The 18,398-nt window shown below is 53.5% G+C and carries 19 protein-coding genes and 1 pseudogene; 7 read left to right on the top strand and 13 right to left on the bottom strand.

Annotated elements, in window-relative coordinates:
* Window positions 1-115: 115 nt before the first annotated feature.
* The 4 genes and pseudogenes from IGQ15_RS11595 to IGQ15_RS11610 form a co-directional block, all read right to left on the bottom strand.
* Window positions 116-736 (bottom strand): GGDEF domain-containing protein, encoded by a 621-nt coding sequence (locus IGQ15_RS11595; protein WP_297051992.1) that lies wholly within the window; start codon window positions 734-736, stop codon window positions 116-118.
* A 38-nt stretch (window positions 737-774) separates the two neighbouring features.
* The gene (locus IGQ15_RS11600) at window positions 775-1,455 is read right to left on the bottom strand and encodes a hypothetical protein (protein WP_297051995.1); all 681 of its coding nucleotides are present in this window, start codon (window positions 1,453-1,455) and stop codon (window positions 775-777) included.
* A gap of 3 nt (window positions 1,456-1,458) precedes the next feature.
* The gene (locus tag IGQ15_RS11605; protein ID WP_363315862.1) at window positions 1,459-2,232 is read right to left on the bottom strand and encodes an alpha/beta hydrolase; all 774 of its coding nucleotides are present in this window, start codon (window positions 2,230-2,232) and stop codon (window positions 1,459-1,461) included.
* A gap of 206 nt (window positions 2,233-2,438) precedes the next feature.
* A pseudogene (locus IGQ15_RS11610) lies at window positions 2,439-2,949 on the bottom strand (Uma2 family endonuclease).
* A gap of 137 nt (window positions 2,950-3,086) precedes the next feature.
* On the opposite strand from IGQ15_RS11610, the gene IGQ15_RS11615 reads away from it, so the two are divergent.
* From IGQ15_RS11615 to IGQ15_RS11625, 3 genes are all read left to right on the top strand, one after another.
* Window positions 3,087-3,902 carry an FAD-dependent thymidylate synthase gene (locus IGQ15_RS11615; protein WP_297052001.1) on the top strand — a complete coding sequence of 272 codons (816 nt, stop codon included), beginning with the start codon at window positions 3,087-3,089 and terminating at the stop codon, window positions 3,900-3,902.
* A 64-nt stretch (window positions 3,903-3,966) separates the two neighbouring features.
* Window positions 3,967-4,101: a hypothetical protein gene (locus IGQ15_RS11620; protein ID WP_256468078.1), complete on the top strand. Its 135-nt coding sequence runs from the start codon at window positions 3,967-3,969 to the stop codon at window positions 4,099-4,101.
* 32 nt (window positions 4,102-4,133) lie between these two features.
* Window positions 4,134-5,756: an MBL fold metallo-hydrolase gene (locus IGQ15_RS11625; protein ID WP_297052003.1), complete on the top strand. Its 1,623-nt coding sequence runs from the start codon at window positions 4,134-4,136 to the stop codon at window positions 5,754-5,756.
* On the opposite strand, the gene IGQ15_RS11630 is transcribed toward IGQ15_RS11625, so the two are convergent.
* From IGQ15_RS11630 to IGQ15_RS11640, 3 genes are all read right to left on the bottom strand, one after another.
* Window positions 5,753-7,165, bottom strand: a complete 1,413-nt coding sequence (locus tag IGQ15_RS11630) for a hypothetical protein (protein ID WP_297052005.1) — start codon at window positions 7,163-7,165, stop codon at window positions 5,753-5,755. The two genes, IGQ15_RS11625 and IGQ15_RS11630, sit on opposite strands and share 4 nt — an antisense overlap.
* A 73-nt stretch (window positions 7,166-7,238) precedes the next feature.
* On the bottom strand, window positions 7,239-8,414 hold the full coding sequence (locus IGQ15_RS11635; protein WP_297052007.1) for a SpoIIE family protein phosphatase: 1,176 nt from the start codon (window positions 8,412-8,414) through the stop codon (window positions 7,239-7,241).
* Between the two features lie 46 nt (window positions 8,415-8,460).
* A complete protein-coding gene (locus IGQ15_RS11640; protein ID WP_297052009.1) occupies window positions 8,461-9,597 on the bottom strand; it encodes an ABC transporter permease in 1,137 nt (378 codons plus the stop codon).
* 408 nt (window positions 9,598-10,005) lie between these two features.
* Between IGQ15_RS11640 and IGQ15_RS11645 the strand changes: the two genes are divergently transcribed.
* From IGQ15_RS11645 to IGQ15_RS11655, 3 genes are read left to right on the top strand one after another with little or no spacing between them, the layout of a single operon-like run.
* Window positions 10,006-10,407: an AbrB family transcriptional regulator gene (locus IGQ15_RS11645; RefSeq protein ID WP_297052012.1), complete on the top strand. Its 402-nt coding sequence runs from the start codon at window positions 10,006-10,008 to the stop codon at window positions 10,405-10,407.
* Window positions 10,388-11,152 carry a pantothenate kinase gene (locus IGQ15_RS11650; protein ID WP_297052013.1) on the top strand — a complete coding sequence of 255 codons (765 nt, stop codon included), beginning with the start codon at window positions 10,388-10,390 and terminating at the stop codon, window positions 11,150-11,152. The genes IGQ15_RS11645 and IGQ15_RS11650 overlap by 20 nt, the downstream gene beginning before the upstream one ends.
* Window positions 11,152-11,901: a BMC domain-containing protein gene (locus IGQ15_RS11655; protein ID WP_297052016.1), complete on the top strand. Its 750-nt coding sequence runs from the start codon at window positions 11,152-11,154 to the stop codon at window positions 11,899-11,901. The genes IGQ15_RS11650 and IGQ15_RS11655 overlap by 1 nt, the downstream gene beginning before the upstream one ends.
* Here IGQ15_RS11655 and IGQ15_RS11660 read toward each other — a convergent pair.
* The 3 genes from IGQ15_RS11660 to IGQ15_RS11670 form a co-directional block, all read right to left on the bottom strand.
* Window positions 11,850-13,112, bottom strand: a complete 1,263-nt coding sequence (locus tag IGQ15_RS11660; RefSeq protein WP_297052019.1) for an NAD(P)/FAD-dependent oxidoreductase — start codon at window positions 13,110-13,112, stop codon at window positions 11,850-11,852. The genes IGQ15_RS11655 and IGQ15_RS11660 overlap by 52 nt on opposite strands.
* A complete protein-coding gene (locus IGQ15_RS11665) occupies window positions 13,112-14,854 on the bottom strand; it encodes a mechanosensitive ion channel family protein (RefSeq protein WP_297052022.1) in 1,743 nt (580 codons plus the stop codon). Before IGQ15_RS11665 ends, IGQ15_RS11660 begins: the two co-directional genes overlap by 1 nt.
* An 83-nt stretch (window positions 14,855-14,937) precedes the next feature.
* Window positions 14,938-15,174 carry a hypothetical protein gene (locus IGQ15_RS11670; protein WP_297052025.1) on the bottom strand — a complete coding sequence of 79 codons (237 nt, stop codon included), beginning with the start codon at window positions 15,172-15,174 and terminating at the stop codon, window positions 14,938-14,940.
* A 259-nt stretch (window positions 15,175-15,433) separates the two neighbouring features.
* Between IGQ15_RS11670 and aspS the strand changes: the two genes are divergently transcribed.
* Complete coding sequence (aspS, locus tag IGQ15_RS11675; RefSeq protein ID WP_297052027.1) at window positions 15,434-17,245, top strand: aspartate--tRNA ligase; 1,812 nt, start codon at window positions 15,434-15,436, stop codon at window positions 17,243-17,245.
* On the opposite strand, the gene IGQ15_RS11680 is transcribed toward aspS, so the two are convergent.
* The 3 genes from IGQ15_RS11680 to IGQ15_RS11690 form a co-directional block, all read right to left on the bottom strand.
* Complete coding sequence (locus tag IGQ15_RS11680) at window positions 17,242-17,682, bottom strand: gamma-glutamylcyclotransferase family protein (RefSeq protein WP_297052030.1); 441 nt, start codon at window positions 17,680-17,682, stop codon at window positions 17,242-17,244. The genes aspS and IGQ15_RS11680 overlap by 4 nt on opposite strands.
* A gap of 74 nt (window positions 17,683-17,756) precedes the next feature.
* Window positions 17,757-17,942 (bottom strand): MarC family protein, encoded by a 186-nt coding sequence (locus tag IGQ15_RS11685; RefSeq protein WP_297052032.1) that lies wholly within the window; start codon window positions 17,940-17,942, stop codon window positions 17,757-17,759.
* A 22-nt stretch (window positions 17,943-17,964) separates the two neighbouring features.
* Window positions 17,965-18,384, bottom strand: coding sequence for a hypothetical protein (locus IGQ15_RS11690; protein WP_297052079.1), 420 nt, complete (start codon window positions 18,382-18,384; stop codon window positions 17,965-17,967).
* Between the last annotated feature and the right edge of the window lie 14 nt (window positions 18,385-18,398).

Here is an 18,398-nt window from a genome sequence, read left to right on the forward strand (position 1 = left end):
CACCGCCAAGCCACTAAAACTAAACCGTGGGGAGGTCATATCAGTTCAACTGGTGTAAACGTTATCCCTTAGACACCGCTACTCTAACAAATCGTTTCTGAGCTTTTCTGAGCTTTCATGTCCACACCCAGCGATCGCGCCCCCCATGTTTCGCCTTATACAAGGCTTGATCCGCGCGAGGAATCGAGTCACTGAGCACCTGTTCGCCGGGTCGAAAAAGCGTGCCACCCAAACTAATGGTTGCAGTCAAAAACTGCTGATCCCCTAGTTCAATCGGTTGGCTTCTCATCACAAAGCAAAGTTCCTCGGCAACGGATTGAGCATGGTCTTCATTGGTGGCAAAAAACAACAGCACAAATTCTTCGCCTCCCCAGCGAACCAAAATACTATCTTTACAGGCCTCTATCACCTGCTTTACCCTTACCGCTAGCGTGCGCAGAACCACATCGCCCTGGTCATGACCATAGGTATCGTTGATGCGCTTAAAGTGATCGATGTCGAAAATCATGACGGTTAACAGCGCTTCCCCTGTCACTGCTTGGGACTGGTAAGCCTCAACCCGACTCAACAGAAAGCGGCGATTAAACGCCCCAGTCAAGGGATCCAACCAAGCCAAGGCCAAAAGTGCTTGCTCCCGCTGGCGCATATCACTGATGTCGGAAAAGATCCACACACGCCCTAGCCGGCTGTCACCTCGCACTGGATGGGTATCAATGAGGAATGTTTTCTCGCCCATTAGACATTCCCCCTGAGCACTGAAGTTCGCATCGGCACTTAAGCCTCGAAAAAAAAAATTTTAGTTAACTCATCGCGGTTATCGCATCTCTCCCGTGCCTGTTTCATATGTTCGGCAACAAGCTGAACTGGATGGCTCCCCGCTGGCAGTTGCAACCATTGACTGGCATAGGAATTGACCATTGCTGTAGAGCCATCCCCCTTGATCAAAACCAAGCCCAGCGGCACAGTGTCGAAAATATCTTGGAATTGCACTTCAAAGATGAAGCTGTTTTGCCGTTGGCGATGATTAGCCAACAGTTGCCGGTAAAGAGCTGCAATGTAGCCTTTTTGTTCTGCGAGTTGCCGCAGTCCCCCCTCTACGGGATTCACCAATAGCAACCCTTGCCGCCACTGCTCTGGCTCACCGCAGGGAATATAAACGATTCGCTCAACCTTATTCAAAAGGCAGAAAAAAACAGAAGGCAGTTTGAGAAAAGGCGTGATATCAATGACAGCGCCCTCAACCAAATCCGGCCAAGGGGCAATGATTTCAAGATTGGGAAACGGGGTGGTGCTGGTTGTAGCAATAATTTGTGCTCGATTGCCTTGGTCATTGACAGTGAGCGCTAGGACAAGGTCAGACTGAGACCAATTAGCGACCAGGTAACAAAATGCGGTAATAGCATCGGGAGCAGGGAGAAGTTGGCGGGGTAGGTATTCGTGCAAACTTTTGCCCATAGCCTATTCTGAATAAATTATATATTTTTTGACCAAAGGACCAACGGCCTCAGGATGGGTCATGTGGGGGAGATGGCCTTGAGCCTCGATCCAATCAAGTGTCGTATTTGGCAGTTTCCTATGCAGCCACAGCGCCACAGGCTGGGGAACCACGAAGTCGTCACGGTTAAAAATGAGGTGCACCCGTTGAGAGACTTTGTCTACAAAATCCCTTGTATCAGAGTCAAAAATGACCTGAAGTGTGCGCAAGGCAATGCTTGGCTGCAATCGAAAGAGGGTTTTAGAAAAATCAGCTAGCCGGTGATCCTCGGTCACGCCAAACATCAGGGGGGCAAAACCCGCAGCCCATGCTTGGTAGTTGGTGACCATTGCGTCATAAATGGCCTGTAGATCTTCGGGGGTTAGGGTGCCGGGATAATTCTCATCTTTGAGATAGCAGGGGGAGGGGTTAAGCCAGATATGTCGTTGAAACAAGTCAGGTCTGGCGATCGCGGCAATTGCCCCAATCATGCAACTGACAGAATGACCAACATATATGCACGATTGGATGCCAAGGCTATCCAGTAGTTCAATGAGATCATCGGCATAGCCATACAAATGACTGTGTCTTTGCAGATTGTAGCGGCGCAGCGTGTCTTCATCAGAACCACAGCCTGCAAGATCATAGCGGACATAGGTGAAGCCCTCAGGCAAGAAAGGCATTAGGTAATCCCAAGCGCTTTTATCAGTGCCAAAACCGTGTCCCAGAACAACGGGGACGGTGCCCCACTGGTCAATTTGGACGTATGACTCTAGAGACTTGGGAACGCAAGCAACTTGACGTGTCATTGGTATAGAAGTTTCGCACTAACAAGCCAATGATTTAAAATTTTTTAATTTTACTTTAAGGGCAATGCTACAAAAAGGATAGCCTCTACGAGGAATAGCACTAGGTGATCTAGTAAACTCCCTTTTTACTTGAGAAAGCAATCTTTAACAATTCCCTATTGACTGACAAACTGTTGCCGCAGCCGTCGCAGCGCAGCCCCTGTGCCTTGGGTTGCAGCCTCTTCGAGGACAGCACTCATCAACCCTACTAAGTTAATTTCTGGAAAATAGCGGCTCTTGGATTGAAGGACATAGGTCTGGCCATCGAGGGCATAAATGCTCAAGCCTGTTGACTTGAAGAGCCACACTTCAGGAACCTGGTAAAGAAGGTAGTCCTCAGCCGCTGTATAGGTGGTGACATCAATTTCAATCACCAAGCCGGGTGGCGGATCGGTTTGCCAATCACTATCCAGCAAAATTTTGACAACATCGGCAACGATATTCGCTTCGCGCATGACGGGGTAAGGGACTCATGAGCAAAATTTCCCCCCGACGAAACTTGATACGGGGAATTGAACCATCGCCACGGCTGTCGCGAAGGCAACAGTAATCTTGCCACGTACCGGGCATGCGTAGGACACTGCCAGGGGGAAGAATCATTTTGGCTGGAGAAACAACCGCATACATGGGATGATTGATCCGCAACAGGTCTAGCTCCACTGCGCCACGGCATCAAGGTTTATGCGCTTTGCGGTTGCGGATCGCACGGACGGTGTTCCCGTTGCACTAGCCTAGAAAAGGCAGAGATTCAGAAGAGACTAAAGATGCAAGACGGGCGTGTGATTGCCGATTCAATTTCGCCAGCAGGGGTGCGCTTGGTAACGCTGCAACTGAGGTATCCGCGTTTTATCCATAGTGAACTTCTCACCCATCGCGTGTTTTCCCGTAATTCCGCCAGTTCGCGGGCAGTACCAGTCACAAAAATGATGGCGCAAGTAGAAGAGGATCCCGTGATTCCCTACCATTGGGGGCAAAACCAGCGGGGCATGCAGGCGCGCCAAGAAAGTGAACACAAGGAGGCGGCAAAGGAAATTTGGTTGAAAACTCGCCTCGCGGTTCTTGAGGGGGCACGCCAACTCCATGAACTAGGCATTCACAAGCAGGTGGTGAACCGCATGCTGGAGCCGTGGATGTGGATGCAAACGGTGGTGAGTAGCACGGAGTGGGACAACTTTTTGCGCCTGCGCAACCACCCTGATGCCCAGCCCGAAATGCAAGCCTTGGCTAAGCTGATTCAGCATCTGCTGGAAACCCACGAACCGACACCCGTGGCTGTGGGGGATTGGCACCTTCCCTATATTGATGCCCATGAACGGGAACAATACAGTTTGGAGGAATGTAAGTATATGTCTGTGGCACGTTGTGCGCGGGTGTCCTATTATCTGCGGGATGGCCAACGCAGTGACCCCGCCTCTGATCTGGCGCTTTATCAACGCTTGGCAGGGGCAGAACCGAAGCACTTGTCTCCCTTAGAACACGTGGCTGAATGCATGGGCGATCGCCAGCCCTATGCTAATTTTGTGGGTTGGCGGCAGTTGCGTTACTTTGAGGAGAGAAAATCAGCACATGCCCGCGAATGATCCACGATACACTGAGTAGGAGAAGACACCATTGACTCAGCTGACGACAGCGAGGAGCGCAGCCATGGACGTTGCCATTAACGTGAAACCCATTCTACTAGCCATTACGCCAGTGTTTATTTTGCTGTGTTTGGTCTTTGGCACCCGCAATGGCTTCTACGATACCGATAACTACCACGGCAACGGTTCTGCTCACTAAAGCTAACCAAGGAGGGTGACTGTTCGCCATTCATGATCGAGTGCCTCAACTATGGGGTGGGTCACGCAGATGAGGGGGTGTGCATTGGCTTAGGAATTGGCACCTATCGGATTTTGCTGGACTGTGGTGTGCCGTCCCTTGATGTTTTGCCCCTTGATGAAATTGAACAGCATCCCTTTGACTTGGTGCTCTGTAGCCATGCTCACGCGGATCATGCCCAGAGTCTGTTGGCACTCCATCGCCGTTTTCCCCATATTCCCATCTATGCCAGTGAGGTAACGACACAGCTTTTGCCCCTCAATTGGCCGGAGGAAACCGTTCCCCCTTTCTGTCGCGCCTTGCCTTGGCGATCGCCCGTTGAGTTTGGGGATGGCCTGACAGCCGAACTCTTTCCTGCGGGACATTTACCGGGAGCTGCTGTTTTTGCCCTCACATACCAAGACCCAAACACAGAGCAACCGCCCCTGAGTGTGGTCTATACTGGGGATTTTTTCCTGTCCCATACTCGCTTTACGGAAGGACTACCCCTTGCGGATCTGCGAGGATTGCAGCCGGATGTGCTGATCATTGAGGCCAGCATGGGCACAGCGCGTCATCCCCACCGCCGTCAACAGGAAAACCAACTGGCAGAACGCATCCGCACGGCGGTTGATCAAGGCTACAATGTGCTGCTGCCGCTGCCACCCCTTGGTACCGCCCAAGAAATTCTGATCCTGCTGCGCAGTCATCATCTTTTTACGGGACAGCCGATTCAAATTTGGGTCACTCCAGCGATCGCTCGCGGCTGTGATGCCTACCTCACGGTTTTACCCCATTTACCCACGGCCATTCAAAATTTTGCCCAACACCAGTCCCTCTTTTGGGATCAGCGGGTCAAACCCCAAGTGCAGCCCTTGAGCAATTTGGCGCAAATTCGAGGTGAAGCCCCCACCATTGTCCTTGTGGAGGAGGATCAAGACCTGCGTCCCTACGTGGCTCAGGGGAAACGACCTTGGCTAGTGCTCTATCCGCGTCTGCGCTATGGTCAGCCCTTTCGGGGAGGCGATCCTGACTTGGTCGGGTTACCCAATGTGGAGGTGGATACGTTTTTACTCTCCCTCCATGCCGATGGCCCTGCGACGACTCAACTGATTCACAATATTCGGCCGCAACATGTGGTGCTGATCCATGGCGATCCCAACTACCTTGCCGACTTGGCTAGTCTGAATGAATTGAGTAACCGCTACCATCTGCATACCCCCACCAGTGGCTCAACAATTCAATTTCCCATTGGCCAACTGACACTTTCGACGCCCAGCTCATTGGTGCAATTGGCCTATGAGGGGGAGGTGAGTGAGTGGAACGATGCAGCGATGATTCGCCTACCCGTGTCCATTACCACGGATCCGCGCTGGCGACGGCTGGCGGATACGGGTTTTGTCCTTGCCTCATGGCAGGGGGAGCAATTGCTGATTCGTGGTATGACCCCCAAGGAAGTGCTGGGTGGGACATCGGCTGCGATCGCCCCCGATCAGGAAAGCTGTTTTAATTGCCAGTTTTATCGCGGTCAACGTTGCTGGAACGAAGCCTCTGCGCTCTACAACTTCAAAGTGGCACCGGAGGGCTATTGTCCAGCCTTTGAGCGGGCAGAAACGCAACCCGAACCCGAAAGCTAGGCCACTTGGAGCTGCCGCCGCAGAGTTACCGTCGGACTTTCCGCGCCTGTTTTGGGGTCGATGGCGATCGCCATCAGGGCAATGGCACGCACACTCGCGGGTACGTCAATGTGAAGCACGGTTTCCCAGTAGTCCCCATAGCGATAAAAATCAAACTCCACGAGCCAGCGGGGGCCAGCAATTAACTCTCCCGTTTCGCCATTGGTGATCCACACTTTGACAGAGCAGCCCCGTTGTGTTGCCGGCAAATTCACCTTGAGGTGCAGCGGCGATACCAGTGGCTCCGGTGACAGCAGGAGCTGGGGAGGGGTCAATAGGTAGGAACTCTCAGAATGCGTGCATACTGGCGGTGTGGGTTCAACGGGGGGCGCTAATTCCGCTAACTGTTGCAATCGCAACCAAAATCGTTCTTGGCGATCGATGGGCAAATCCGGAGGCGGCGGTACGGTAACGGCAGATAGGGGCTGGCAAAAGCTAGGCAAGTCCACAACGACAGGGGCTTTTACGGGCTTCAGTTGGGGCGGTAGGGAAAAGCCGCTCACTGGCACAGGTTCGAGAGTCCTATCCCCTAAGATGGGCAACTGCGGGCCAGCGGCTGTTTCACTCTTAGGTGGGGCGGGTTGGGGGGGCGCAGAGACGGCAGGAATCACCGGCGCCGGTAACACCGTGACCATAAAGGCTTGGACTTGGCGGAGATCGCTGTGGTTTGGGGGTTCGCTGGGCAGGAGGCGGGCTTCCCCCACCATGACTGGATAATCGGTCAAGGGCGTGAGTGTACAGTGAAACCCCCATTTCCCCTCGCGGGCGATCGCGGGCACCGAGTGCTCCTGCACCACATCGCGGGTAACGGGATTGCGCAAGCGAATCACCACCGTACCGGGAACGGCAACTGTGCCCTCTAAAACCAACGTTTCATCGGCAAAAATCGTATAGGCACTTTGGGGCAGCTCAATGAGCGTTGTGGGTAGCTCAGCAGGGGAGGGCTCCTTAGGGGGGTTGGCAGCTTTCACTGGCTGCTCTGGAACGGCAGGAGGGGCTTCTGGTGCCGGCAAATCCCACTCTTCGCTTTGGGCAAGGACCTCAAGGGCGATCGCAAACACCTCTGAATCCAGCACCCCCTCTTGGGCCACACGGCATTGAAATTCCCAACGCCCCGGCTGCAAATACGTAAAGGGCAGAATACCCATAAGTCTCGTGGAGCTGCTGCGGTGGGTGCGGCGTTGGTAGCGTTGCTTGGGCACCCCTTGATCATCGTAAAGATGGGTAATTTGCACTTCTACAGAGGTTTCGGCAATCGGACAGCGCGCCATCAAGCGGTAACTGCCCTCCAAAACTTCCGCCGAGGGTGGCTCTAGGGGCAACCAAGCGCGATCGCCCTCCTTTTGCAGTAAAAACTCCCATCCGCCCATAGTTTATTTTCACTCTCCCACTGCTTAGGATATTGCACAGAAAACTCCACATTATGCAATCTCAGATGCAAAGTTAGGCAGATGGCAAGGCCACTTGCACCAATGAAACATCATCACTGCCAAAGGCATCGGGCGCTGCATGGCTCTGCACTTGGGGGATCAACTGGGGCAACGCAGGCACAGGCTCTTGGGTGTGGGCAGTAATGAGCAACTCCCTAAAGGCTTCGAGACCCCAAACCTGATTGTCGGTTGTTTCAAACTCATAGATGCCGTCACTAAAGAGGTAGAGAACTGCCGAAGGGGGGACTTCAATTGTGGCTTGGCTGAAGGCCATGTCAGCAAACATGCCAATGGGAATGCTCGGTGTCTTGAGGAGAGTCGCTCGCCATCCATTAGCCTCAGGGGTGAGGAGCAGTGCCGGCGGGTGTCCACCACTGGCATAGGTCAACTGCCGCATTTGGCGATCGTATACGCCGTACCAAATCGTGAAGTACTTCTCGTGCTGATCCGTCATTTGAAAGCGATTGTTGAGGGCTTCAAGAACTTGGGCAGGGTGCAGGTAGTCAAATGTGCCGCTGGTTTGCTCCCGCGTTGTGCTCCGCAGCAGGTTCAAGACGGAGACCGAAGGCAGAGCAGCCCCCAAACCATGGCCTGAAACATCGAGAATGTAAAGCACTAAATAGCGATCGCCCACCCAAAAAAAGTCAAAGCAATCGCCGCCCAACTGACTCGACGGCAAGAAGTAGTAGTTAATTTTGCAGGGGGCTTCTTGGGGAGCCGGCAGGAGCGATCGCACGTAATCCGCAGCTTCGTGAAGTTCCGCCTCAAGGAGTTGTTTTTGCTTAAGCAGATCTTGATTAAGTTGGTAGAGGCGCAGACCCGCCTGAATCCGTGCCCGCAGTTCATTGGGGTCAATGGGCTTTGATAAGAATTCATCAGCACCAGCATCCAAGCCCTGAATGCGATCCTCCAGTTCCCCCTTGGCGGTGAGCAGCACAAAAAAACTGCGGGAGAGTTCCTGATCCTGCTTGATTTGACGGCACACCTCTAGGCCGTCCAATTCGGGCATCATCCAGTCACAGATGATCAGGGCAGGTTTCTCAGCGGTGGCGATCGCAATCCCCTCCCGGCCATGACTTGCCACAGATACCTGATAGCCCAGATCCTTGAGCCTTTTGCGCAGCAAGAGTCGGGTGGTGGGATCATCATCAATAACTAGAATTTGGTAGGGCTGGCGATCGCCACTCATAGCCTAATTCTTAAAATCTCCCCCTAGTGTATCCCAAGGGTCTTGGCTATTTTTGTATCCGCTTGGGATCAAGGGCATCCCGCAGGCCATCGCCAACCATGTTGAAACACAGGACCGTCAGTACAATCATTGTGGCTGGTGCCCAAACTAACCACGGCTGCAAGACTAAGATTGAGGCATTGGTTGCCAAAGAGAGCATATTGCCCCAAGAGGGATCCGGCTGCTGAATTCCTAGACCAATGAGACTGAGTACCGATTCCGCCACAATAAAGCTAGGAATCGAGAGCGTTGCGGCAATAATCACGTAGGTCGCTGTTTGGGGAATAATGTGCCGCACAATAATATAGAGCGATCGCCCCCCCATTACCTGCGCCGCTTGGACAAAGGCCATTTCTTTGATGCCCAGCACCTGACCGCGAATCACCCGTGCTAGCCCCGCCCAACTCACAAAGGATGTGATCACGGTAATTAGCAAAAATCGCTCGCCACTACTGAGTCCCATGGGAAGCACCGCCGCCAAGGCCACCAGCAGATAGATAGTCGGCAGCGTCATCAGCACCTCAACACCCCGCATCAAAACTACATCGAGCCAGCCGCCAAAGTAGCCTGAAATCGCCCCCACCAGAATGCCAATCGGGAAGGCGATCGCCACCCCCACAAGGCCAATACTGAGGCTAATGCGGGCACCAAAGAGCAGCCGACTTAACTGATCGCGTCCTTGGTCATCCGTGCCCAACAGATTCAGATAGCCCTTGCCCACCGTGCCAAAGAGATGGCGATCGCTGGGGAACCCCGCAAAGATCGTACGTGGTTCAATTTGCGGATTGGTGAGACTCCAGCGGGTCGGTAGGGGCAGGGTAATTTCCAGGAAGCGATAGGGGCTGCCCTTGACAAAAAGGCGAATGGGTGAAGGTTCCTGCCAGTCCACGATCAGAGGTCGTTCCCCGGTTTCTAAGCTCACAGGGCCTAAGCGGGTGGGATAGACATGGGGGCCAAGCCACTGACCATTGGGGGTACGCCAGTAAATCCGGGTAGGGGGCAGCAGGGCACCATCCACTTGAAAGGTATAGGGACTATAGGGAGCAATAAAATCTGCGGCGATCGCCAGCAGGTACAACGTCAGCAACACCCCCAAACTGACCATCACTAAGGGGTTACGTCGCAACGTTTGCCAAGGGGTCATGGGTCACTCATGCGCTAGGGTACAGTCACTATACAGCCTTTTTTCTATCCTAGGGCTGCTCTGGCAGACTCCATACCCAGATGTCTCCCGCGCGATGCCGTAGATAAATTTGACTCAAAAACCAATAAGTGATAAATAAAACTTAACAAACTAACACCAAATTCCGTTTCTTGTTAGGTAGATTCGGTATCACTATATGATTATAGTGACTGATACAAATTAACATAATGTTAAAAAGAATACTTTGTGTTTCAAATAAAGTGATAACTTGATTAAATCTAATGATTTCTAGTCAGATCATTCTCGCAGACACCCTTTCTCTCTCTAGTGTGGGTACCTGTTGATTAAAGAACAATTTAGTTGCTTTATTCATTTGAATAGCATTCTGATAGAGGAAATATACAGCGAATGGAAAAACCAAAGCCCCTAACTGGTAAAGCACTCCTGCAGCGATTAAGTGAACTGGGTTCTGCATCCCGTAATGAAGCCGCTAAGCTCTGTGGCTACTATCGCGTCACAAAATCCGGTGAGGTGCGTGTCAACTTAGGGAAATTTTACGAAGCGGTACTCGCTGCCGCCGGACTGGAAGTCCAGTCATCGGCAAAAGAAGTCAATGGTCAATCACGACGGGGGCGATCGCCCTCCTATCGGGTAAAAGTACACCAAAACGGTCAGATTGTTATCGGTTCTGCTTATACCAAAGCGATGAACCTAAAGCCGGGGGACACCTTCAAAATTAAGCGGGGGTACAAGCATATTCATCTCTATCTCATCGATCCAGAAGAAGTGGATGGTGTCCCCACAGAGTAATCAATGGTTCGCCCTCATCATTGGCAATAGTCGGCAGCACTGGGCACTCTTTACGGGTGAACACCTCAGCCACACTTGGCACCTGACCCCTGAGGAATTTGCCTTTAATCCTGCCCAAGACTATCCCAACCTCCCCTGCTGGGGTGCGAGTGTTGGTTCTGTGCCCTTGCACCAAGTCTATCCGACGGCGATCGCCCTCAGCCTCGAGGATATTCCCATTCCTCGGATGTACTCCACCCTAGGGATTGACCGTGCCCTTGCCCTCTGGGGAGCACTTCAGGTCTATGGGGCACCAGTGTGTGTGGTGGATGCGGGCACCGCATTAACGCTGACCCTAGCCGACAATCGCGGTGAATTTGCGGGCGGTGTGATTCTCCCCGGTGTTGGATTGATGGCGCGAGCACTCGCGGACTATACGGCAGCGTTACCCTATGTGACGCTTCCCCCAGACCCACCTCCCCGTTGGGGCACCACTACTACCACAGCGATTGAAAGCGGTCTTTACTACGGCACTGCCGCCATGTTACACGCCTATCTGGACGCCTTTTTTCAGGCGTTTCCCCAAGGCACGGTGATTGTGACCGGCGGCGATCGCCCCTTTATCAGTAAGCTATTGGGAACGTTTTTGGAGCCACACCGCTGGTGTGAAGACGATCATCTGGTTTTTTGGGGGATCCGCGCCCTCCGCAACCCAACCGTTAAGATAGAAATGCACCCCATGGAAAGGATTGACGAATTCCACTAATGGAGCGACGGGATGACTTTACGGATTTAGCCTTGGGACTGGTTTCAGCCCAGAGCTTTCCGGCGATCGTTGGCATTGCCGATCACATGCTCAAATCCTCCGATGTCCTCCTCGTCGGCTATGAAAAAATTGGCAGTGGCCACTGTACCGCGATCGTGCGCGGGCGAATTGCCGATGTTCGTCTGGCTGTGGAAGAGGGCGCCGAGCGGGCGCAGCAATTTGGTCAAGAACTCAGTACTTTAGTGATTCCCCGACCTGACCCCAACCTAGAGAAAATTCTCCCCATTGGCAGTCTCCTCGCCCAGATTGCCTCTAAAAGTCGCGGCCATCGCCTCAGTAGCCACGCGGTTGGGCTATTGGAAACCCGAGGATTTCCAGCCATGGTGGGGGCGGCGGATGCCATGCTCAAGGCGGCAGATGTCATCCTAACGGCCTACGAAACCATTGGCGCCGGTTTATGTACGGCCATTATTCGCGGCACGGCCTCCAATACCGCGATCGCCCTTGAGGCGGGGATGGCAGAAGCCGATCGCATTGGTGAACTCCATGCAGTGATGTTGGTGCCCCGTCCCCTTGAGGATTTGGATCAATCGTTGCCCTTGGCACCCGCCCTACAACGGGAACTGCAACCCCTGCGCCTACCCCTTACCCTCAAGCAAAAAGAAACCGAGCCCCTTACCCTCCAACAAGGCGCGGCTCAAGAGAGTGTGGCCGTGGAAGCTCCTGTGCAACCCTCTGCCAATCCCTGACCGGCAATCCAGCCCGTTGTCCACGCACTTTGCAGGTTAAAGCCCCCCGTTACACCATCAATATCAAGAACTTCCCCCGCGAGGAATAGCCCTTCACAGCAGCGGCTGGCCATGGTTTTAAAGTCCACTTCCTTGAGAGCCACACCACCACAGGTAACAAACTCCTCTTTGAAGGCGCCCTTGCCAGCGATCGTGAAGGTACCTCGGTGCAAGGCCTCCGCCAGTGCCAGCAGTTGTTTTTTACTCAGGTGTGCCCAAGTTTGCTCCGCCGGAATCCCCACGGTGGTTGTCCAGTAGCTCCAGAGGCGGCGCGGCAGCGGCAGGGGACAATGGTTGGCGATCGCTCGCTTCGGGGTATGGGTACGACAGGCTGCCAACTCCCCTTGAATCTGCGGCAGCGATCGATGGGGAAGCCAATTCACCACCAAGGTGCCGCGATAGTTCTGCGCCGCCAAGGCACGCGCTCCCCATGCCGAGAGTTTCAAGACCACGGGGCCACTAAACCCCCAATGGGTAACGAGAATAGCACCGGTTTGGGTTAGGGGCGGCTGCTGCGGCAGTTTGAGGGTCGCTTGCACGGGTTGGACACTGAGGCCTGAGCGCTCCTGCAAGAGCGAGTCATCAATTTGAAAGGTAAACAGAGAAGGGACGGGGGGAATAATGGTGTGTCCCAATTGTGCCGCCAAGCGATACCCTTGGGAACTGCTGCCTGTGGCCAAAAGGACGCGATCGCCGACAAGGGGTTGGGACTGCTGAGCAACCGTGACTTGAAACTCATTGCCAACTTTCACCATCTCCTTCACCGCTGCGCGGGTACGGATGCGAATGCCCAAAGCCGTTGCTTCCTGCACCAGACAGTCAATAATGGTTTCTGAATCATCACTGACGGGAAAGACTCGCCCATCGGCCTCGGTTTTTAACTTCACCCCCCGCGCCTCAAACCAAGCGATCATGTCTTGGGGTTGGAAGCGACTAAAGGCACCCCGCAAGGCCTTGCCACCACGGGGATAGTGTCGCACCAATAGCGCTGGATCAAAACAGTGGTGGGTGACATTGCAGCGACCACCACCAGAGATGCGGACTTTGCTCAGCACCGTTGCCCCAGCTTCTAAAATCGTGACGCGAACGCGGGGATTAGCCGTCGCACAGGCGATCGCCCCAAAAAATCCAGCGGCACCACCGCCGATGACCAAAATGCGCTGACCTGCCATCAAGATTCCAAGGGATAGGTATTTTCACCGTTGTCGTTTTTGCCGTCGCGATCGCGCGCCAAATGAAGCTGTTGATGTAGCCGACCCACAGCAATCCCCTCTGCAGCCATTAGGTTGAGTACCCGCCGCCGAAACTCCCGCCCCACAGCCCATTGTTGTCCCGGTTGCGTTTTAATCCAAATGCGCACCAGTAAGCCACTGGCGGTAATCTGATCAATCCCTAGAACCTCTGGTCGCTCCAGCATCTTCAGTTGCCACTCCGGTTCTTCGTAAAAGTGGATACTTAAGTCATTCAGCAACGACAGCAGGCGATCGGGATTGGTCTCAATATCCACCCACAGTTCGAGATTAACCCGCGACCAAGTGCGGGTGAGATTGGCTACCTTGGTAATCGTGCTATTGGGAATTGTAATCAGCTGACCCTCCGCATTGCGCAACTGAGTAATGCGCAAATTGAGATTTTCCACTAGGCCGGAGTAAGGTTCAATTTCCACCACATCGCCAATCCCGTACTGATCCTCCCAGACAATGAGCAGACCGTTGATAATGTCCTTCACTAAGTTCTGTGACCCCAGGGAAATGGCCAAGGCTAAAAAGCCCCCCACAGCGAGAATGGAGAAAACAGGTACCCCTAGAGAACTCAAAATAACCACTAGTCGAATTAAATAAATGACAACGGTCTTAAAGCCGCGCATCACTTCCACAGTGGTACCAATCCGCAGGGTTTTACGCTGGGTATCGGCAAACTTGAGCAGATTATTTTGCTCCCAAAAGACACGAATGCGATCGAAGGCCAAATCAGCAAATTGGTTGAGCAGCCCCGTGCCAAACCAGACCACCATCCAAAGAATCGGCAAGCCATAGACTTGGGAACTCAGCCAGCGGGTCATAGGGAAAAGGCGCAGAATTGCCGCTAGGCCGAGTAGCCACAGAGCCACTTGTCCCCACAACAGCAAATACCGAACGAGACTAATCAGCTTGATACGCTGCTTGAGAAAAAAATGGTGCCGCAGGTGCGGTAGAAGCGGCAAAACCCAGGCCGGTTCCGTCGTTTGAGTGGTCACTGGGTCCAGTTGTCCTTGCAGATGCTTGCGTTGGCGGAGCAAGAAACGCTGCACAATTAAAAGGATGAAACTACCTGCACTCACCTTGACAAAGATCAAGACAGCCTCCTGAATTTGCGACATCAGGGCTGTTTCGGTGCGTTCCTGAATCGCTCGGTTCATCTGCTGTTGCAAAATGTCTCGCCACTGCTGGGCAAGGGTTTCAGGGGGCAGTTGATGGTAGTCGCTGTCAGCCTCTGTCACTGTCAGGAGGCGAGTGGTGCGTTCCGCTTGGCCAATGCGGGCGCTGATGACTAAAACATTATTGAGGCGAGCAACGCCAATATCGACTCTCGCCGGCGATCGCCGCCCCTGATCAAAGGCACTTTGGAGTACCCGCCGTAGGTTCGATTGAATTAAATCCGCTCGGACTTCAACGGGAATTGCATTACCGGGGTTATTGCGATCGCGAACCGTTGGCGCAGCAATCGTAAAGAGCGTACTGCCATCAAAGCGGACATCGGCAATTTCCAGTTCGCCAATGCGGGTGACGCCGGGGGGGGTGGGAGCAACGGTGGTTTGACTAATCCCCGGCACAGCGACCTGAGCTACCGTTGACCAAGGAGAGAGAAGGGCTAAAAAGAAGGTCACAAGGGCGATCGCTCCCCACCGCCAGAATCGTTTATGGAAGTTGATCATCTACTGCCAAGGGTTGGCTTGAAGGCAAACAGTGCTACAGGTATCCTCTCACCTTTTGAAGGCTGAACTCAGTTCACGGTTCCCTAGGGGCGATCGCCAAAGCTGCGGGGAACACAGTCACTGGCCACATCGCGGATTAACGAAAGACGCGAGGAAATATAGCGTTCCAGATGATAGCGCTGGTTGTGTTCGAGGGGATAAACGTCACTAAACTGCGTCACCAGCCACCCCTGTAGGGCGTGATCATCCATACTCAACAATCGTCCCACCTGTGCTTGCTCAACAAAGTGCCAGAACTGCCGGAGAAGAGAGGGGGTCATGCTTGCCTCCTTTTAAGGTTTTCTTTAGATTTTGCCTATCTACTACCATACGTTGCCCCTGGGAAATTGGGGCACAATCTGCTGAAGCTGCAACTAAAGTTAGGGAATCCACATGAAATGCTGTAAACTTCTGTTGCGATTTCTAAAGCGCAGCCCTCCTGCACACCTGTGATTCTTTGGGGATGCCTCGCTAACGGTAGGGCGGTGAACCGCTAAAATAGTAAGGCTTTACCAACATACTCACAAATCATTAAGGTCTATGCGCACACACTACTGTGGCGACGTTCGGCTAACGGATGTCGGAACAACGGTCACCCTTTACGGTTGGGTTGATCGGCGGCGAGATCATGGCGGCGTGATCTTTATTGATTTGCGCGATCGCTCCGGCATTATCCAAATTGTCAGTGATCCCCAGCGCACTCCTGACTCCTATGCTCAAGCCGATCGCCTGCGCAGTGAGTATGTGGTAAAAATTGTTGGCCGTGTCAGCAAGCGCCCTGCGGATTCCGTAAACCCGAAATTGGCCACAGGGGACATCGAGATCTACGCCGATCACATTGATATCCTCAATACAGTGCGCCAACAACTTCCCTTTGCCATCTCCAGCACCGAGAATGAGCAAGTGCGAGAAGAAGTGCGGCTGCGCTACCGCTATCTTGATCTACGGCGAGAACGGATGGCACGGAATTTGCAGTTACGCCATCGCGTTGTCCAAGCCATGCGGCGCTTCCTAGAGGATGAGGCGGGCTTTATCGAGGTGGAAACTCCCATTCTCACTCGCTCGACGCCGGAGGGTGCCCGCGATTATTTAGTGCCCAGTCGCGTGAATCCGGGAGAATGGTTTGCCCTCCCTCAATCGCCACAGTTGTTCAAGCAGTTGTTGATGGTGGCGGGGTGCGATCGCTATTACCAGATTGCCCGCTGCTTTCGCGATGAGGATTTGCGGGCCGATCGCCAGCCCGAATTTACGCAACTGGACATGGAAATGAGCTTCATGGATCAGGAGGAAATTATTGATCTCAACGAAGCCCTCATCTGCCACATTTTCAAAACCGTGAAGGGCATTGATCTACCGCGCCCCTTTCCCCGCTTGAGTTACCAAGAGGCCATGGATCGCTATGGCACCGATAAGCCCGATACCCGCTACGGCCTTGAACTAGTGGATGTCTCCGATATTCTGAAAGACTCTGGTTTCAAAGTCTTTAGTGGGGCGATCGCCCAAGGGGGCGTGGTGAAAATTTTGCCGATTCCCAATGGCAACGACCGCATCTCCAACGTGCGCATTAAACCCGGTGGCGATCTCTTCCAAGAGGCCACCACTGCCGGCGCCAAGGGACTGGCCTATATCCGCGTTCGCGACAACGGCGAGATTGACACCATTGGTGCCATCAAGGATAACCTCTCCCCAGAGCAGAAAGCCACGCTCCTAGAGCGCACGGGTGCCGAGGCGGGACATCTCCTCCTCTTTGGGGCAGGGGACACTGCAACGGTGAATAAAACCCTCGATCGCCTGCGCCAGACCATTGCCCGTGAATTTGACCTCATCGATCCAACAGCAACCCATCTCCTGTGGGTGGTTGATTTCCCCATGTTTGAGTGGAATGCTGAGGAAAAACGCCTTGAGGCCCTGCACCACCCCTTTACGGCACCCCATCCCGCCGACCTTGAAGATCTCAAAACCGCCCGTGCCCAAGCCTATGACCTCATCTTCAACGGCTACGAAGTGGGCGGCGGCAGTTTGCGCATTCATCAGTCGGAGTTACAACGCCGCGTCTTTGAAACCATTGGCCTTGATGAAGCGGCGGCTCAAGAAAAATTTGGTTTTCTGTTGGAGGCCCTTGAATTTGGCACGCCTCCCCACGGTGGCATTGCCTATGGTCTAGATCGGCTCGTCATGCTTCTAGCGGGTGAAGACTCGATTCGCGATACGATCGCCTTCCCGAAAACCCAGCAAGCGCGTTGTCTCCTCACCGGTGCCCCCAGCAGTGTCGAACCGCAGCAACTCAAAGAACTCCATGTCACCCCCGCCAAGCCTGCGAAAACCACTGCCAAAACCGCAAAAAAAACCTAGGCACGTAGATCCGTTGGCAAATTCCACACCCCCTCTGGCAGCCACTCGCCGTTCACATCCCGCACGTGTTCAGTGCTCATGAGGTAAGCCCATGCCCTGCCCAAAGGTTGATGATTTAAGTCATACACTGGCACCTCTTGGCGATGGTAGGCATTCATGTCGGGAGGCAAGTTGGGGTTATAGCCTTCAAAAGCATCCAGCCGCGCCAATACGCTGGGAGGTGGATCATTAAAGATCAGTAACTCCCCCTGCACCCAACCTTCCTCAGTTGTCAGACCGGGATACCCCATCGGTAGGTGATAAAGGCGGCCTCTTACCAGCGCTGGTTGATGGGCACTTAGCCAAGGCCGACAGAGGATGTCATGGGGTTGATAGCCAGGTTTAAGGGTGCCATAGACAAAAAGGCGTAGTAGCGTCATGGTGCAAGGGAATGACATCAATTTGCTCAAATGCTTAGTTTAGCGAGTTTGATATAGGCTTGCCCTGACGAATTCCAGACTGCCGTCGGCAATCAACTGCACAGCAATCGCCAGAATGTAACCAAAACGGTAAAGACATTGAGGGCAATTTGCTTAGCTTGCTGGCGACGGTATTTGGGCGGATGTTTTGCCGTGAGGGTGCAAAAGATGGGAATGGCACCAATCGGAAACAGGGCCGCCAGTGTGCCCCGCAAAAAGGACAAGGTTGAATCCACCATTGCCAGATGTTTTTGGAAAAAGTTAGGTATTTAGGACAGCAATAATTTCATGGCTAATGGCGCGCAGTTGGTCTTGCAGATCTTCGCTGGGCAAATTGTTGCCACTAAAAACCCCCTGACCAATACTACTGAACCGCCACTGCTCACTCATATAGCTAAACCCCACGATGTCTAAACCAATGGCACGGCGTTGGGGAGAATCTGGATCGCCATAGAGGCGAATTTGCAGAAGCAAACTGCGGGCTTGCCAGCGGCGACTCCAGCCCGGTAGGTGAAAGCCAATGTCAATGGAATCCGGATCGACCCAGTTGCGGGTGTGGGGGTCATCAGCCCAAGGGTGCAGGTCTGCGCGCAGATCTGGATTGCACTGCTTAAAGAGGTGAACGATCGCCCCCAATTTGCTGGCCATCTGCACCGTCACTGCCTGCTCTGCTGCATTCACCGTCATTCTCTCCG

Source organism: Thermosynechococcus sp. M98_K2018_005 (assembly GCF_015295825.1).
In the GTDB taxonomy this organism is placed as follows: Bacteria; Cyanobacteriota; Cyanobacteriia; order Thermosynechococcales; family Thermosynechococcaceae; genus Thermosynechococcus.

Excerpts from the sequence above, each read along its gene's own strand:
- IGQ15_RS11595 (WP_297051992.1), bottom strand. The coding sequence starts at position 736 with ATGGGCGAGAAAACATTCCTCATTGATACCCATCCAGTGCGAGGTGAC.
- IGQ15_RS11600 (WP_297051995.1), bottom strand. The coding sequence starts at position 1,455 with ATGGGCAAAAGTTTGCACGAATACCTACCCCGCCAACTTCTCCCTGCT.
- IGQ15_RS11615 (WP_297052001.1), top strand. The coding sequence starts at position 3,087 with ATGCAAGACGGGCGTGTGATTGCCGATTCAATTTCGCCAGCAGGGGTG.
- IGQ15_RS11620 (WP_256468078.1), top strand. The coding sequence starts at position 3,967 with ATGGACGTTGCCATTAACGTGAAACCCATTCTACTAGCCATTACGCCA.
- IGQ15_RS11625 (WP_297052003.1), top strand. The coding sequence starts at position 4,134 with ATGATCGAGTGCCTCAACTATGGGGTGGGTCACGCAGATGAGGGGGTG.
- IGQ15_RS11630 (WP_297052005.1), bottom strand. The coding sequence starts at position 7,165 with ATGGGCGGATGGGAGTTTTTACTGCAAAAGGAGGGCGATCGCGCTTGG.
- IGQ15_RS11635 (WP_297052007.1), bottom strand. The coding sequence starts at position 8,414 with ATGAGTGGCGATCGCCAGCCCTACCAAATTCTAGTTATTGATGATGAT.
- IGQ15_RS11640 (WP_297052009.1), bottom strand. The coding sequence starts at position 9,597 with ATGACCCCTTGGCAAACGTTGCGACGTAACCCCTTAGTGATGGTCAGT.
- IGQ15_RS11645 (WP_297052012.1), top strand. The coding sequence starts at position 10,006 with ATGGAAAAACCAAAGCCCCTAACTGGTAAAGCACTCCTGCAGCGATTA.
- IGQ15_RS11650 (WP_297052013.1), top strand. The coding sequence starts at position 10,388 with ATGGTGTCCCCACAGAGTAATCAATGGTTCGCCCTCATCATTGGCAAT.
- IGQ15_RS11655 (WP_297052016.1), top strand. The coding sequence starts at position 11,152 with ATGGAGCGACGGGATGACTTTACGGATTTAGCCTTGGGACTGGTTTCA.
- IGQ15_RS11660 (WP_297052019.1), bottom strand. The coding sequence starts at position 13,112 with ATGGCAGGTCAGCGCATTTTGGTCATCGGCGGTGGTGCCGCTGGATTT.
- IGQ15_RS11665 (WP_297052022.1), bottom strand. The coding sequence starts at position 14,854 with ATGATCAACTTCCATAAACGATTCTGGCGGTGGGGAGCGATCGCCCTT.
- IGQ15_RS11670 (WP_297052025.1), bottom strand. The coding sequence starts at position 15,174 with ATGACCCCCTCTCTTCTCCGGCAGTTCTGGCACTTTGTTGAGCAAGCA.
- aspS (WP_297052027.1), top strand. The coding sequence starts at position 15,434 with ATGCGCACACACTACTGTGGCGACGTTCGGCTAACGGATGTCGGAACA.
- IGQ15_RS11680 (WP_297052030.1), bottom strand. The coding sequence starts at position 17,682 with ATGTCATTCCCTTGCACCATGACGCTACTACGCCTTTTTGTCTATGGC.
- IGQ15_RS11685 (WP_297052032.1), bottom strand. The coding sequence starts at position 17,942 with ATGGTGGATTCAACCTTGTCCTTTTTGCGGGGCACACTGGCGGCCCTG.